The organism is Sedimentitalea sp. (genome assembly GCF_039973035.1).
Taxonomy (GTDB): domain Bacteria; phylum Pseudomonadota; class Alphaproteobacteria; order Rhodobacterales; family Rhodobacteraceae; genus Sedimentitalea.
Map to the genome: position 1 here is coordinate 168,678 of NZ_JBDWLR010000078.1, position 14,346 is coordinate 183,023.

Consider the following 14,346-nt stretch of genomic DNA (forward strand, 5'->3'; position numbering starts at 1 on the left):
GAGCCACAGATACGACTTAGACTATGGGCTGTGTTTGAGAGCGCTCCCGTTGGCGCTAGCCTTTGCGCGTGTGCATATGCATTCTGGCACGCAACAGGGAGGCGGCATGGACGCAAAAACAGGCACCGGGCTGGGCGCACTGCAAGCCCATCTTGCATCCGGGTTGGTCGGGCACGACGCATTGATCGAACGTTTGCTGATCGGCGTATTGGCCGGGGGTCATCTGCTGATCGAAGGCGCGCCGGGCCTTGCCAAGACGCGCGCGGTCAAATGGCTGGCCGACGCCATCGAAGGCGGATTTGCGCGGATACAATGTACGCCCGATCTGCTGCCATCAGACCTGACCGGCACGCCGGTATTCCGTCCGCAGACCGGTGCGTTCGAGTTCGTGCCCGGCCCGGTGTTTCACAATCTTGTTCTGGTGGACGAGATCAACCGCGCCCCGCCAAAGGTGCAATCCGCATTGTTGGAGGCGATGGCCGAAGCACAGGTCACCAGCGGCAATGAAACCCATCTTTTGCCCGACCCCTTCCTCGTGGTTGCGACGCAAAATCCGATTGAACACGACGGCACCTTCCCGCTGCCCGAAGCACAACTGGACCGGTTCCTGATGCATGTGGTTCTCGAACTACCCGATGCGGCCACCGAACGGCGGATTCTCGATCTGGTCGAGGCCGAAAGGCAGGGCCCGATTGCCAAGCCGGTGCGCCTGCATCTGGACGACATTCGCGCCGCCAAAACGGCGGCAATGGCTGTGCACCTGTCTTCTCCGCTGCGTGACTATATCGTTCGGCTGGTGACCGCGACACGGCATGCCCCGTTTGCGGATGACATTGACCATGCCGTTTCGCCACGTGGCTCTCTGGCGTTGGCCGCCGCCTCCAAGGCCCGTGCCTATCTGGCCGGGCGCGACCACGCCCTGCCCGAGGATGTACAGGCGGTTGCGGCAGACGCGCTGTCGCATCGGCTGGTCATGACGTGGCGCGCCGTTTCCGAAGGGCGTACCGCACGCGACCTGATCGCGGACGTCGTCACCACAGTAGAGCCCTTGTGAGTGCCGCACTCGATATGCCGGGCATCGCCCTGCGCGCCGAGACGTTGATTGCGCTGCGCTCGTTGGCCCTGCATCACGAGGATAACACCGTGCTCGCCGCATTGCCGGGCGGGTTCGTCACCAAGCGGCGTGGTCACGGCCAGGAAATGGCCGATGTTCGCGAATACGTCGCAGGCGACGATATACGGCATCTCGACCGAGGCAGCACCGCGCGCACCGGCACCCTGCATGTACGGTCCTTTCAGGAAGAGCGTGACCGTGTAACGCTGTTGGTTGCCGATTTTCGGCCCGCAATGCTGTGGGGCACCCGGCGGGCCCTGCGCTCTGTCGCGGTTGCCGAAGCCCTTGCATTGATCGGATGGCGCATCATCGAACAAGGGGGGCGCGTGGGCCTGCTGGCCATCGGGGCTGCAGAGCCGGTGGTCGTCTCGGTCAAGGGACGCATTCGCGGAATGCTGGCCCTGATCGGCGGACTTGTGAGGGCGCATGACGCAGCGCTTCAACTGGCGCTGGCCGGTGAACGGAACGACCCGGTATTGGACGGCGCACTTGCCCGGATCAACCGGGTCGCCCCGACAGGCGCAGAGATCGTGATCGCATCGGGTTTTGATACCCCCGGCCCCGACCTGCGTGACCGGCTCGGACAAATCTCGCAACGACGAACGCCCCGTCTGATCTCGGTGGTGGACGACGTTGCCGAGAACCTGCCTCCCGGTGTCTATCCGATCCGAATGCCCGACGGGTCTCGCCGACGCGCTAGGATCACCGGGCAGGACCGGGCCGAGCCCGCATCCGAAATCGCCGGATTTCCGGTCCTGCGTCTAGATTCAGGGCAAGATGTCGCGACAACGGCGCGCGTTCTGCAAGCGGCATTTCCGCCCGACCGGGAGCCCTGATCATGGCCGACCGCGCACTCACACGCGAGGCGATGTTGAACGGGCTGCACGACATCCGCCTGCCCGCAGATGCGCCGGGTGGTCTGATCGCCGAATTGCTCGCTGTTGTCGGCTGTGCGCTGATTGTCGCGATGCTTCTTGGCCTGATCATGCGAGGCATCACCGTGCCGCGAAAGCAGCCAAGAGAGGCCAGCCCGCAAGACAGGCTCGCGGCGTTGGCGGTTTTGCCAGACAGCGAGCGCCACCTCGCGCTTCTCCACCTGCTCAAGTCCGAGCGACCCGACAAATTTGAAACGTTGTCAGCTCAGCTTTATGCGCCCGGTGGTGCGCCAGACATATCGACCCTCGAAGCCGAGGTCGCACGGCATGATTGAACTGGCCGACCCGCTGTTCCTGCTGTTACTGCCATTGCCGCTGCTGGCGGTCCGGTTCCTGCCCAGCGGCAACACGCGCGGTGCCGCACTGATGGTCCCGGACCGGATTGGACGTGGTATTCTGTCAGGGGCTGGCGATGCAGGCGCGTTCGTTTTACGCAAACAGGTGGTGGTCACACTCATCTGGATCCTGCTGGTTCTGGCGCTTGCGGGCCCGCGCCAACTGGCACCGGTCTCGGCACTCAAGGTATCGGGCCGCGACCTTGCCATCGCGATTGACTTGTCAGGCTCGATGGTGCGCGATGATTTTGATCTGAATGGTGAACAGGTCACTCGGTTGCAGGCGGTACAATCGGTCGGGGCCGATTTCGTGCGCCGCCGTGCCGGTGACCGGGTCGCGTTGATCGTGTTCGGCTCCGAAGCCTATTACGCCGCCCCCTTCTCGTTTGACACCGAGGCCATTGCCCGCAGGATCGAAGAGGCCACGATTGGTATTTCCGGGCGGGCCACAAATATCTCTGACGCTTTGGGGCTTGCGCTGAAACGTCTGGAACACTCGGAGGCCGCATCGCGCGTTGTCATCCTTTTGTCAGATGGGATCAGCAACGCCGGGGCCACGAACCCGCGCGGCGTCGCCAAGCTGGCAGCCGATCTTGGCATCCGAGTACACACGATTGCGCTTGGCCCCAAGGATCTTGCCAGCAGCGCGCCGGGCGAACGCGGCGTTGTCGACGCGGCCACCTTGCAGGCCATCTCCGATCTCAGCGGCGGCACCAGCTTTCGCGTGCGCACGACTGACGAGTTGCAAGAGGTGACGGCCGCGTTGGACCGGCTTGAGGTCACCGACAGCGACGGGTTGGCGGCAGAAATGTTCCGAGAACTATGGGTTTTTCCAGCCGCGCTTGGTGGACTGTTGTTGCTTGGGGTCGCGTGGCGGGAACAAGGATGATGGACGTCTCCCTGCTCAGACCCTTCTGGCTGCTCTTGTTGCCTCTGTTGGTTGTGGCGGCACTGGTGCTGCATCGACGGCGGGCCCGATTGGGAGATTGGGAGCAGGTCATGGACCCGCAGATGCTGGCCGCATTGCGCATGCTCGGACGGGTCGAGGAGGCCGGGACGGGGCGGCGCGGTCTGCTTGCCCTCGCCGCCGCCGCACTGGTTGCCATTGCGCTTGCCGGTCCAGCAGTCGAACGCCGCGACGCAGCATCCTATCGCAATCTAGATGGCGTCGTCCTTGTGCTTGATGCCTCGCTTTCGGCCACCGAAAGCGAAGACTGGACAGAGTTGCAAACCATGGGGCGTTTTGGCGTCGCTTCCCTCCAAAGCCGACCCGCAGCGCTGATCGTCTACGGCGGGGATGCCTATCTGGCGACCGATATGACCGCAGACACCCGCCAGCTGGGGCTGACACTTTCGCTGATCGGGGCCGAAACCATACCCGACCCGGGCAGCCGACCAGAGCTTGGCCTGACCCTTGCCGAACAGGTCTTGCAGGACGCGCAGGTTCTGGCCGGTGATGTGATCCTGATCAGCGATGGCGAGGGCATCGGTCCGGCGGCGCTGTCCGCCGCCGCCAAAATCGCAGCACGCGGCGCAAGGTTGTCGGTCGTCACCCCGCAGACCTCGCCCTCGACCGAAACCCTTGCCCGCACTGGCGGCGGACATCTCTTTATCGCTGGCGAAAGCGAGGAACTGGCTGCGTTTCTTGGCGCATCGGGACGCGAGCGGATTGAAAAACAAGACTATCCACTGTTGTTCTGGGCCGATTGGGGGCGCTATCTGCTATTGCCCGGCCTGCTCCTTGTGCTGCTTCTGTTCAGTAGGCGCGCCGCATGAACCCGCTGCGCTGGATCACGGTTATTGCGCTGGTCGCGCTGGTTGGCTCGGCGGTGATGGGCGGCAGCGCTCCGCTGGGCCGGGCTTTCATGGCATTGGGGCTGCCGTCATTGGCAGCACCACTGTTTCAGGACCCCGCTTGGAAAGGGGCCGCGCGCTACCGGGCCGGAAAATTTGATCGCGCCGCGACCGAGTTTCGCAGCGCCGGAGCGATGCTGAACCTTGGCAACGCGGAAACGCAAGCAGGCCACTATGCCGCCGCACTGGAAGCTTTTGATGCGGCGCGCATGACCGGTGATCCCGACGCGGACGCCAATTTCGACCTGCTTGCGGCCTTTTATGCGGGGCTTGCGCTGGACCCAGATACGGCGGCTGTTTGGTTTTCCGAAAAGGATGGCGGAGAAGCGGCGGCGGTCAAATCGTCCATCGCACAGGGCAACGCCCGCGCGGCAGGGGCCGGAGACGAGACAACGAACACCGGCGCATTGCTCGGCCTTCCCGAGCTTGAGAGCCACGGGCGTCGCGCTGTTCGCAAACAATTCGACGACAAGTTCATGGTCGCGAATACCCGGTGGCTGGCAACACTGTCGGACGTGCCGGGCGAATATCTTGCCGCGCGGATCAAACACGAACACAAGCGACGCGCCAAGCTGGGGTTGGCTCAGCCGGAACCGGAGGATCCGAGATGAGGGGTTTGATCCTGTGGTTGGTACTGGCGGCCGGGCTGGCACAGGCGCAAACGCGCGAGGTAAACCCAGCAGATCTCGAACTGACTGTTACCATCGAGAATGCCGAGGTGACCCCCTTTCAGGGCGAAATGGTTCTGGTGACCATACACGGCGTCTATCGCCGTCACATCACCCGTGAAAAGCTGATCCAGCCTGCCCTTGAAGGTTTCAACTGGATGCAGTTGGGCGAGGATCATTGGTATGAAACCCAGGTTCGGGGGAAAAAGGTCAAGAATTTCAAGCGGCGTATGGCCCTGTTTCCGGAACAAGCCGGAAAGTTGACCATCGATCCTTTTGTACATCATCTGACATTGACCGACGAAGGCGACGACTGGTTCGATCACGATATTCGATCCCAACCGCTGACAATCAATGTCGACCCCGCTCCGCAGATGGACGGATGGTGGCTCCCGGTGCGGCGGCTTGAAATCTCGGACCAATGGTCCAACGCACCCGATCAACTGCAAGAAGGCGAAGGCGTGCTGCGGATCATCCGGATAAGAGCGGTCGGCGCGTCACCGGACATGATCCCGCCAATGCCAGAGTTGACCTCGCCAAGCGCGATGATCTTTCCCCATCCGGAACAGCGGCTTGTGGAACTGTCCCCGCAAGGGCCGGTTTCTATCGCGTTCTGGCGCTGGACCATAAGGCCTGGCCGTTCACGATCTGCCATTCTCGAACCGCTGACATTCGACTATTTCGACACCACGACACGACAGGCGCACAGCGCAACCATCACGGCACAACGCGTCGCGATGGATGAAGCCAATCTGCCCGAGCCCGTTCCGCCACCTGCCTCCGCCACACAGCGCACGGCCCTGATCGCCGGCACCGGAATCATCGCGTTGTTCATTGGATTTTTGGTTTTGTTGCTCGGGCGAAATTTCTCGGGGCTTAAGCGACTGCAGGCAATTCCAGTTTTCAATCCATTGTACCGGCGATTGCGTCGCGCGGCACGAAACGGAGATCTGGCAGGAACACGGCGCACCGCCGTTGCGATCCTGCAAGAGGACGGTCGGTGCCCCGAGACCACAAAACTGCTGCGCCAGTTCGACAATGCGGTGTTCGGTTCAATTGACACCGCACCGGATACATTACGGTTTGCAAGGGAATTTCTGTTGGCCACAAGCAATCGGTCGCGAAAACCATCAGGAGCATGATCTTAGAAGCGAGGAAACGCAGTGCATCTGCGCCGCACTTTGCAGACCGTCCTCCCAGAAATTCCAGTCGTCACTTATCGGCTCGCTATAAGTTGCGAACCTTGGTGGTTTGTTTTGTTGCCTAGTCGCGGCGAACTTTGCTACGCTTTGCGCCGGGAGGACTATTCGATGAAGCATGTTGCAGTGGGGCAAGACCCTTGCCACATCCAATCGGTGCTGGTGATCGATGATCATCCGCTCTATTGCGACGCCCTCGTTGTCGCGCTGGCCCATGTGTTCAAAGGATGCCGCATAGAAACGGCCACGACGCTGGGCGATGGGATCAAACATCTGAAACCGGGGTTTGAACCGGATCTAGTGTTGTTGGATCTCAAACTGCCTGACGTGACCGGGCTGAGCGGCTTTTTACGCCTGCGTGAAAAGCTCGCCGATACACCGATCCTTGTCATCTCGGCACTGACTTCGGCCGAAATCGTTTACACGCTGATGGATGCGGGCGCGGCCGGGTTCATACAAAAGGACGTCTCGGCACAGGTTCTCAGGGATGCCCTCATCGAAGTGCGATCGGGCCGCAAATACCTGCCACCCGAACACCGGCGAACCTACCGCCCTTCATCCAGACCCGCCGAGGTTCAGGACATCACCAGCAAAATTGCCGACCTGACGCCGCAACAAACCCGGATCATGAAACTGATCTGCGCCGGCAAACCCAACAAGCAGATCGCCTATGAACTGTCGCTGGCCGAGGCCACGGTCAAGGCGCATATCACTGCCTTGCTGCGCCGCCTTGGCGTGCAAAATCGCACGCAGGCCGCCGTTCTGGTCGAGAGTGCCAATTTGGGTGGTGCCGACGCGAATGGTGAAGTCGACGCACGGGCATTTTTGAGCCATTAACAGGAAGTCACCAGATGCTTCAGGTGCCCTCGAAACCTGCGTTCGTTGACACGGCCGTATCCTACGAACGGGATGCAGCCGCCGCGGTAAACGATATCGCAGCGCAATTGGACACAAAGGGAGCCTGCTTTCTATTGGTATTCGTGCCGGACGGCCTTGACCCTGATACCATTGCCACGGCCCTGAACGCGCAATTCGCGGGTGTGCCGATGTTTGGTTGCACAACGGCCGGGCAAATCACGCCCGAAGGCTACAAGACCGACGCGCTGTTGGTGCTGTCCTTCTCAAAGGCGCATTTTCGCTGCGCAACGCATTTGATCTCGCCGCTCAAGCCACTGTCGATCAAACAGGTTGCCTCGGATGTGCGCAAACTGTCTGCGCAATTTCAGAGAACTGCAAACTGGAGCCGGCTTGCGCTGACCTTTTCGGACGGACTCTCCAAACAGGAGGACGTGCTTGTCGCTGCGCTGCAATCGGGTCTTGAGGACATGCCGGTTTTTGGCGGATCTGCGGGCAACGGGCTGAATTTCAAGGAAACCTCGGTCCTGCATATGGGGAGGTTCCACAGTGACGCGGCGCTGGTCATCCTGCTCGAAACCGATCTGGAATTTGCCGGTCTCGGTTTTGATCATTTCCTGCCGACCGGGGCGCAAATGGTCGTCACCGATGCGTTGCCTGAAGAACGGCTGGCGCTTGAAATCAATGGGTCGCCTGCCGCCGAGGAATACGCACGCCTCGTCGGGGTGCAGGTCGATGAGCTATCCCCTCAGGTCTTTGCGGAAAACCCGGTGCTCGTGCGCAATCACGAACTGTATCACGTTCGCGCCATTCAGGGGGTACAGGACGGGGGTGCGTTGTCTTTCCTGTCCGCCATCGACACGGGGCTCTTGCTGACATTGGGACGCGGACAGGAGATCCTGCGTACACTTTACGACGAACTCAATGTCAAAAGCTCGTTGGGAAAGCCTCCCGATTTCATCCTTGGCTTTGACTGTTTCCTGCGCAAACTCGAAATTGATCAGAAGGATCTGACCGGTCCCGCCTCTGAAATCCTGCGCGGACACCGTGTGCTTGGCTTTAACACCTATGGCGAACAGCATTGCGGCGTGCACGTGAACCAGACATTCGTAGGCGTGGCGTTCTATGAACCGAAAAAGCGGGACCTGCATTGATCAATCCCGACGATCCGCTTGAAGTTCAGGTCGCCAAGCAGACCAAGATCATCCAAGCGCTTGTGCGGCGTGCCGGACGCCAGAACGACGTGGGCAATTCTGCCTATTCCGCATTCCAGTCCGCGATTGCCCTGCAAGGGCAGATTTGGGCCAAGACACGCGATCTGGAGCTTGCCTCCAATGAGCTTGAATTGCTGCGGTTTGACCGGGAACAGACGCAAAAGAACCTGTCGGACGCCCTGTCTGCCATGGAAGGTGGGTTCGCGCTGTTTGCGGATGGCAAGCTGCAGGTTTGCAACGACCTGTTCAAATCGCTGATGCCTGATATCACGGATCGCATCCTGCCCGGGCTTGACCTTGCCGGGTATTATGATGCGCTCAGGTCCAGCCGGCATCTGGCCGATGATGGCGGACGAACGCAACAGGACCTGACCACCGCAGCACAGGAAGGCGGCAAGACCAACCGTTCATCCTTTGTGCTGGAATTACACGGGGATCGCTGGTTCCAGATCAGCCAGCAGCATACAAATCTCGACAACGTCATCCTCTTGCAGACCGAGATTACCGACATCGTGCGCAAGAACCGGCTGGAAAAAGACCAGCTGATCGACATGCAGGCCCATTACCTGCAATCGGCCTTTGACCATATGAGCATCGGCATCTGCACCTTTTCGCGTGCAGGCACAGTGATGATCTATAATGACCGGTTCCGGGATTTGCTGGGGTTGCCGTTCACGCTCGTCCAGAACGGAACCCGGTTTTCACAGATTCTCGACTTCATCAGTGACAGTTATCCGGACGCCGCCAACGAACTGGCAAGCACCGACAGGTGGCTGAAAACCCTCCGCGAAGAAGGGCGGTTTCGCGAACGGTTGCGTCACGCGGGCGGGCGGGTTCTGGACTTGCATGTCCACCAACTGCCCGATCGAGGGTTTCTCGCCGATATCAAGGACGTGACGCTGGAATCGCGAACCACCGACCTCTTGGAAAAGCGGGTCGAGGAACGGACCTCGGAACTGACACAGGCAAACCTCCTTCTGACCGAACAATACGAGCAACAGGCGCAGGCCGAAGAAGAATTGCGGCTGGCAAAGGAAGAGGCCGAAGCCGCGGTGTCGTCCAAGACCCGGTTTCTAGCGGCGGCCAGCCATGACCTGCTACAGCCGATCAATGCCGCCAAACTGTTGATTTCGACCTTGCAGGACATGGCCAAGGATACGCCGCTGAACAGCATGGTCGAACGGTTGGACGGATCGTTCACGTCGATGGAAACCCTGCTGCACGCGTTGCTGGATATCTCGCGACTTGAAAGCACCGGATCGGAATTGAGCCCGACGGAATTCTGTCTCGGCAACCTGATTCAGGCGGTGATCGAGGATCAGCAACCTGTGGCCGCCAGAAAGGGTGTTCAGCTGGATATGGTGCCCTGCACCACCTGGGTGCGCAGCGACCAGCGCTATCTGCTGAGATCAATCCAGAACCTAGTGGTGAATGCGATCCAGTACACCGATCAGGGACGCGTATTGGTCGGGTGCCGACGCCGTGGCGATCATGTGGCGCTAGAAGTCTGGGATACCGGCATCGGGATCGCCCACAAGGACCAGATGCGCGTCTTCGAGGAATTCACCCGCGCCGAAAACGTCCCTGCCGGGTCGGGCATGGGATTGGGGCTGTCTATTGTGGACCGGACCTGCCGACATCTCGGGCACAAGGTTGGCGTGCGTTCGAAACCGGGCGTCGGATCGGTGTTTTCCATCGAGATGAAGATCGTGAAACACGAACCCCGTCCGCCGCTCCCGGTGCTGAGTGCCATCTACGAACCAGACAGCACCATGGATCTGATCGCGCTTGTTGTCGAAAATGACCCGGACGTTCTGTTCGCAACAGTGCAAAAGCTGGAAAGCTGGGGCGCAAGCGTTCTTGGCGCGAGATCTACGCAAGAGGCGCTGGAACTGGTGGGTGACATCGGCGTGGCCCCGGACATCATCCTCGCGGATTATCAACTGGACGGTGACGACACCGGCGTCGCAACGATCCGGGGCGTCCGGGCAAAGACCGCTGCCGTGGTGCCGGCAATCATGATCACAGCCGAACGCGGTGTTCCACTGGCCCGGATGGGGACCGAAGATGACTTTTCGGTTCTCACCAAACCTGTCGATCTGTCGCGCCTGCGCCGGATGATTGATGTCAAGACACGGCCGGATTTACAAAACATGGCAATGGCCCACGACAAAAGTATCGCATGACAGCACAAGCCTGTGAGATAGGGTCAGGCGGGGAGGAATTCGGACATGCGCAAGCTCATCACTATCGTGTCTGCACTCGCGATGCTCGCAGGCGCGGCATCGGCAGCCGAAACTTCGGGGCCGGAAACCTATGACCTGCTGTTCAAGGGCAGCACACTGGATGATCTCGATCTGGACCAACAGCTGATATATAACCGGATCGTGCAGAACAGCATCAAACCGGAAACCCAGGAGCGTGACACCGGCAAGATCGTCTTGTCCTTTGCCGATGGTCAGGTGCCAGAGGCGCTGCTGAAGTTCACCCGCGACGACAAATACCACAATATCGGCACCTTTCCGGCCAGTGTCGGCAACCCGATCATTATGTATTTTGTTGAAACCGTTGTACGCGACATGGCGGAAACTGCCGGTGGCAGCCCCTACTATATCCGCAACCGTGTGAAAGAAGCGTTGATTCAGCCCGCCGATGTGAGCAACGGACAGGCCATCATCGCAGGCGAAACCGTTGAAACCGTCGATGTCACGCTACGCCCGTTCAAGGGCGACCCCAACGCGGACCGGATGCAGGGGTTTGACGAACTGGCGATGACCGTCAGTATGTCAGACGATGCGCCCGGCTGGTATCTGATGCTCGCGGCGCATGTCCCGGCTGCGGATGCCGGCGACCCGATCTATTCGTCAGTAATGACATTTGACCACACGGAAACCGCACAATGATCCGCGCTGCGACCACTTTGGCAACCGCCCTGATGATTGCCCCGATCGCGTCGGCACAATCGGTGCAGGAGCGATTGAATGACTATCCGACCGCCGCGCGGGCCGACTATGTTTTCGGTTGCATGGCGACGAACGGGCAGAGCCGCAGTGTACTTGAGAAATGTTCCTGCTCGATCGATGTGATTGCGTCAATCCTGCCCTATGACAAATATGTCGAGGCAGAGACCGTTCTGTCCCTGCGTCTGACAGGTGGCGAGCGGATGTCGATATTTCGCACCGCAGCCATGGCAAACGCGATCGTTGCCGACCTGCGCCGCGCGCAGGCCGAGGCGGAAATCATCTGCTTCTGAGCGGTCGTCGGTTCAGGTATGTCCGGATTTGATCAAGGTCTGCTCAAAGACGTTGCCATCCGTATCGGTCGCACGGATACGCAAGGCGGGCGTGCCATTGTCCGAATAGCTGAACCGAAACACCGGGTTTTCGCTGATCGAAATGCCGCCTTCCATGGTGAACAGCATATCATCACCCTGATACACTTCGAGCGTGTCGATGAAATGCGCCGAGATAAAGAGTTGCGTCACTTGATCACGCTGTAACCCGGAATAGTTCGGATGCCGGATCATGATCTGTGCCTCGCGGCGGGCCGAAGACATCTGTGGCACGTCTTCGAAATACTTCAATCGCATTTGACCCATCGAAGCCAATGCAAGTTCGGGGTCCTTGGTTGCAGGAGCCGAACAACCACCCGATGCCTTTACAAAGCGCCCGTTCATCGCCAGTCCATCCTCGGTCTTGGCGATGACGCGCACGTTGGAATACATGTTCACCCGCACCCGCACTTCCATGTCCAGCGGCGCCATGGATGGTCCGAAACTCAGCTCAGCCGCCACCGGCGCCGGGTTTTCGTCGATCACGATGATCGCGCTTTCGATCGGCGACGCGTTGTCAATTTGCCGAATGTGAATGGGAACGGTTGCCGCATCATGCGCCCTGTACGGGGCATCTACCTCAAACAACGTAGCACCGTCCGTGATTGCCACGTCGCCAACAATATCACCTCGGAGTTCTACCCAGGTTTCACTATCGCTCAGCGGGTTCTTGGGGGCCGATGTTTCGGCATGGACAGGCAGTGCCAAACTAGCGGCGAAAACTGCGGCGCATGCAAATTTCATCGCATCGCTCCTTTCAGATCACGGACGTTTGGGCGCTGGTATGCCATAAAAACAGGCAGAAATATATAAGTCATTGGTATGGCTGGTTCACAGTTGCGTTCCCCGGCACATTAAACTCAACGCCAAAAATGGGCTTTGAATGTTCGAGGCAATTCTCACGATCTGTCTGCTGTCCTCCGGGGGCGAATGTCGCGACGCCTTGCAGCCGGGATATGAGGCTGTAACAAGACTCGCTTGCGAAACGGCGCTTGCGGCACATCCCCCCGCGCACCTTCCTGCGGGCCACGCAACCGCCGAGCCCGCGTGCCAACCCGTGGGAGAGGTACTGTCCTTTGACGAACTCGCGCCCGGCCTGTTTGCGCATCGCGGGCAAATTGCCGAACCCAATGCGGATAATCGCGGTGACGTGTCCAACATCGGTTTTATTATCGGCGACACGTCTGTTGCGATCATCGACACCGGCAGCGCCCGCTGGATGGGCGAGGCGATCTGGCGGGCTGTGCGTGCCGAAACCGATCTGCCAGTCAGTCACGTGATCCTGACGCACATGCATCCCGACCATGTCTTTGGTGCCTCGGCCTTTGAAGATACCGGTGCAGAATTTGTCGGGCATGCGGCGTTGAACCGCGCGCTTGCAGATCGACAAGAGAGCTATCGCGCTAGCCTTGCCGACTTGATCGGCCCCGTTGCCTTTCTTGGCACGGACATCGTCGCGACCGACATTCCCGTCGACGACACGCTGCAAATCGACCTTGGCGACAGACCGATCACCCTTCGCGTCTGGCCTACGGGGCATACAGGAACGGATTTGACAGTTCTGGATGAAAAGGCCGGTATCCTGTTCACCGGTGATCTGATTTTCCATCAGCACCTACCGGCGCTTGATGGCTCGCTGCGTGGTTGGCTGGCCGTTCTGGACGAAATGGCCTCCCTGCCGGCAACGCAGATTGTACCCGGTCATGGAGGGCCGATCCTGGATTGGCCTACCGGTCGTGACGATGTTGCGCGTTACCTCAAGGTGCTGGAACGGGATACGCGGGCGGCGATTGATCGTGGGCAGCGTTTGGGCGATGCCGTCAATGAAATAGCGGCGTCCGAGGCCAGTCACTGGCACCTGTTTGACGCGTTCAACGCGCGCAACGCGACCGTCGCCTTTACCGAACTGGAGTGGGAATAGCCGTCAGCTTTCCGCCGCGTTCAAGAGCATTTGCGCAATCGCAAACAGCCGCTTTTCCAGCAGGATCGGCGTTTCACAGACGTAAGTCAGCGACTGTTTGCGATCCACATAGATGCGCTCGTCCCAATCAAGTTGCGCCTCAAGCGCGTCGATCCTGTCATAATCCGGGGAATCAGCCGCAAGCAAGCTGTCCATCTCGGTTCGCGTTTCACCGATGTTCTCGGCCATCGCGATCTGAGACAGCGAGTATTCCTCGATCCCCTTCATGATCGTGGTCCGGGTAGCCGCCAACCTGTCAAACGTTCTTGCAAAGACCGCCCCAAGAAGCGCCCGGTCAGTACCGTATTCGGCGGTAAAGTCGTCAAGCGTCGGAGCAATCTCTTCCAACTCAAGCCGGCGCAGCGTGAACCGTCCAACAAGGTCCTTCATCGCGGTCTCTGTCTGTTTAGGCAGAGTAACCTCTTCGATCGGATGCGGCCACATCAACCCGACAGAGAGGCGTTCGACCTTGCGCTGAATGCAAGGCCAGGTCGGGTCCGAAAAATCAGCCGTCGCGCCAGGACCACCCAAGCAGATAACGGCAAAGATCAGGGGCAGTGTCCGCATTGATTGCATCGGCAATCCTCCTCCGCAGTGAGACTAGCGGCGCGCCCATCATGAAGTCCACCGTCGCGGACACCAACCAAGGTATGAATTGGCAGGTCGAGGACGCTCGCTCATATTCTTATAAGATTCTTATTTTACGTCTGATGACGAAAGACCTGAGCAAGGGGAAGTTAATGCGAACGCGAGCGGCGGTGGCGATGGAGGCTGGGAAGCCTCTGGAAGTTATGGAGGTCAACCTTGAGGGCCCGCGGGCCGGTGAGGTTCTGGTCGAGGTCAAGGCCACCGGCCTGTGCCATACCGACGAGTTCACCCGC

Annotated in this window: 15 protein-coding genes and 1 pseudogene; 14 read left to right on the forward strand and 2 right to left on the reverse strand. The window is 59.7% G+C overall.

All coding sequences use genetic code 11. The features are described 5' to 3' along the window. Positions 1-106 precede the first annotated feature (106 nt). From ABJO75_RS19325 to ABJO75_RS19380, 12 genes are all read left to right on the forward strand, one after another. Entirely contained in the window at positions 107-1,054 is a 948-nt protein-coding gene (locus ABJO75_RS19325; protein ID WP_348124398.1) for an AAA family ATPase, read from the forward strand. Continuing rightward, a complete protein-coding gene (locus tag ABJO75_RS19330; protein ID WP_348124400.1) occupies positions 1,051-1,950 on the forward strand; it encodes a DUF58 domain-containing protein in 900 nt (299 codons plus the stop codon). Before ABJO75_RS19325 ends, ABJO75_RS19330 begins: the two co-directional genes overlap by 4 nt. Before the next feature lie 2 nt (positions 1,951-1,952). After that, a complete protein-coding gene (locus ABJO75_RS19335) occupies positions 1,953-2,324 on the forward strand; it encodes a hypothetical protein (RefSeq protein WP_348124402.1) in 372 nt (123 codons plus the stop codon). Next, on the forward strand, positions 2,317-3,273 hold the full coding sequence (locus ABJO75_RS19340) for a VWA domain-containing protein (RefSeq protein WP_348124404.1): 957 nt from the start codon (positions 2,317-2,319) through the stop codon (positions 3,271-3,273). The genes ABJO75_RS19335 and ABJO75_RS19340 overlap by 8 nt, the downstream gene beginning before the upstream one ends. After that, on the forward strand, positions 3,270-4,160 hold the full coding sequence (locus ABJO75_RS19345) for a VWA domain-containing protein (RefSeq protein ID WP_348124406.1): 891 nt from the start codon (positions 3,270-3,272) through the stop codon (positions 4,158-4,160). The genes ABJO75_RS19340 and ABJO75_RS19345 overlap by 4 nt, the downstream gene beginning before the upstream one ends. Beyond that, positions 4,157-4,849 (forward strand): hypothetical protein, encoded by a 693-nt coding sequence (locus ABJO75_RS19350; protein WP_348124408.1) that lies wholly within the window; start codon positions 4,157-4,159, stop codon positions 4,847-4,849. Before ABJO75_RS19345 ends, ABJO75_RS19350 begins: the two co-directional genes overlap by 4 nt. Further along, complete coding sequence (locus ABJO75_RS19355; protein WP_348124410.1) at positions 4,846-6,048, forward strand: hypothetical protein; 1,203 nt, start codon at positions 4,846-4,848, stop codon at positions 6,046-6,048. The genes ABJO75_RS19350 and ABJO75_RS19355 overlap by 4 nt, the downstream gene beginning before the upstream one ends. Positions 6,049-6,216: 168 nt before the next feature. Then, positions 6,217-6,942 carry a response regulator transcription factor gene (locus ABJO75_RS19360; RefSeq protein ID WP_348124412.1) on the forward strand — a complete coding sequence of 242 codons (726 nt, stop codon included), beginning with the start codon at positions 6,217-6,219 and terminating at the stop codon, positions 6,940-6,942. A 14-nt stretch (positions 6,943-6,956) separates the two neighbouring features. Further along, positions 6,957-8,114, forward strand: coding sequence for an FIST N-terminal domain-containing protein (locus ABJO75_RS19365; RefSeq protein WP_348124414.1), 1,158 nt, complete (start codon positions 6,957-6,959; stop codon positions 8,112-8,114). Next, the gene (locus ABJO75_RS19370; protein ID WP_348124416.1) at positions 8,111-10,360 is read left to right on the forward strand and encodes a PAS-domain containing protein; all 2,250 of its coding nucleotides are present in this window, start codon (positions 8,111-8,113) and stop codon (positions 10,358-10,360) included. The genes ABJO75_RS19365 and ABJO75_RS19370 overlap by 4 nt, the downstream gene beginning before the upstream one ends. Before the next feature lie 45 nt (positions 10,361-10,405). Then, on the forward strand, positions 10,406-11,077 hold the full coding sequence (locus tag ABJO75_RS19375) for a hypothetical protein (RefSeq protein WP_348124418.1): 672 nt from the start codon (positions 10,406-10,408) through the stop codon (positions 11,075-11,077). After that, positions 11,074-11,427, forward strand: coding sequence for a hypothetical protein (locus ABJO75_RS19380; protein ID WP_348124420.1), 354 nt, complete (start codon positions 11,074-11,076; stop codon positions 11,425-11,427). Before ABJO75_RS19375 ends, ABJO75_RS19380 begins: the two co-directional genes overlap by 4 nt. A 12-nt stretch (positions 11,428-11,439) precedes the next feature. On the opposite strand, the gene ABJO75_RS19385 is transcribed toward ABJO75_RS19380, so the two are convergent. Beyond that, on the reverse strand, positions 11,440-12,249 hold the full coding sequence (locus ABJO75_RS19385) for a quinoprotein dehydrogenase-associated SoxYZ-like carrier (RefSeq protein WP_348124422.1): 810 nt from the start codon (positions 12,247-12,249) through the stop codon (positions 11,440-11,442). Between the two features lie 139 nt (positions 12,250-12,388). Between ABJO75_RS19385 and ABJO75_RS19390 the strand changes: the two genes are divergently transcribed. After that, positions 12,389-13,426, forward strand: a complete 1,038-nt coding sequence (locus ABJO75_RS19390) for a quinoprotein relay system zinc metallohydrolase 2 (RefSeq protein ID WP_348124424.1) — start codon at positions 12,389-12,391, stop codon at positions 13,424-13,426. A gap of 3 nt (positions 13,427-13,429) precedes the next feature. Here the strand turns inward: ABJO75_RS19390 and ABJO75_RS19395 are convergent, their stop codons facing one another. Beyond that, positions 13,430-14,041: a hypothetical protein gene (locus tag ABJO75_RS19395; RefSeq protein WP_348124426.1), complete on the reverse strand. Its 612-nt coding sequence runs from the start codon at positions 14,039-14,041 to the stop codon at positions 13,430-13,432. Positions 14,042-14,205: 164 nt separating this feature from the next. On the opposite strand from ABJO75_RS19395, the pseudogene ABJO75_RS19400 reads away from it, so the two are divergent. Further along, a pseudogene (locus tag ABJO75_RS19400) lies at positions 14,206-14,346 on the forward strand (S-(hydroxymethyl)glutathione dehydrogenase); the annotation flags it as partial.

What these genes read in the sequence shown, in the direction of transcription:
- ABJO75_RS19365 (WP_348124414.1), top strand. Translation starts at nt 6,957, where the DNA reads ATGCTTCAGGTGCCCTCGAAACCTGCGTTCGTTGACACGGCCGTATCC.
- ABJO75_RS19395 (WP_348124426.1), bottom strand. Translation starts at nt 14,041, where the DNA reads ATGCAATCAATGCGGACACTGCCCCTGATCTTTGCCGTTATCTGCTTG.
- ABJO75_RS19350 (WP_348124408.1), top strand. Translation starts at nt 4,157, where the DNA reads ATGAACCCGCTGCGCTGGATCACGGTTATTGCGCTGGTCGCGCTGGTT.
- ABJO75_RS19345 (WP_348124406.1), top strand. Translation starts at nt 3,270, where the DNA reads ATGATGGACGTCTCCCTGCTCAGACCCTTCTGGCTGCTCTTGTTGCCT.
- ABJO75_RS19325 (WP_348124398.1), top strand. Translation starts at nt 107, where the DNA reads ATGGACGCAAAAACAGGCACCGGGCTGGGCGCACTGCAAGCCCATCTT.
- ABJO75_RS19355 (WP_348124410.1), top strand. Translation starts at nt 4,846, where the DNA reads ATGAGGGGTTTGATCCTGTGGTTGGTACTGGCGGCCGGGCTGGCACAG.
- ABJO75_RS19375 (WP_348124418.1), top strand. Translation starts at nt 10,406, where the DNA reads ATGCGCAAGCTCATCACTATCGTGTCTGCACTCGCGATGCTCGCAGGC.
- ABJO75_RS19340 (WP_348124404.1), top strand. Translation starts at nt 2,317, where the DNA reads ATGATTGAACTGGCCGACCCGCTGTTCCTGCTGTTACTGCCATTGCCG.
- ABJO75_RS19360 (WP_348124412.1), top strand. Translation starts at nt 6,217, where the DNA reads ATGAAGCATGTTGCAGTGGGGCAAGACCCTTGCCACATCCAATCGGTG.
- ABJO75_RS19335 (WP_348124402.1), top strand. Translation starts at nt 1,953, where the DNA reads ATGGCCGACCGCGCACTCACACGCGAGGCGATGTTGAACGGGCTGCAC.
- ABJO75_RS19390 (WP_348124424.1), top strand. Translation starts at nt 12,389, where the DNA reads ATGTTCGAGGCAATTCTCACGATCTGTCTGCTGTCCTCCGGGGGCGAA.
- ABJO75_RS19380 (WP_348124420.1), top strand. Translation starts at nt 11,074, where the DNA reads ATGATCCGCGCTGCGACCACTTTGGCAACCGCCCTGATGATTGCCCCG.
- ABJO75_RS19385 (WP_348124422.1), bottom strand. Translation starts at nt 12,249, where the DNA reads ATGAAATTTGCATGCGCCGCAGTTTTCGCCGCTAGTTTGGCACTGCCT.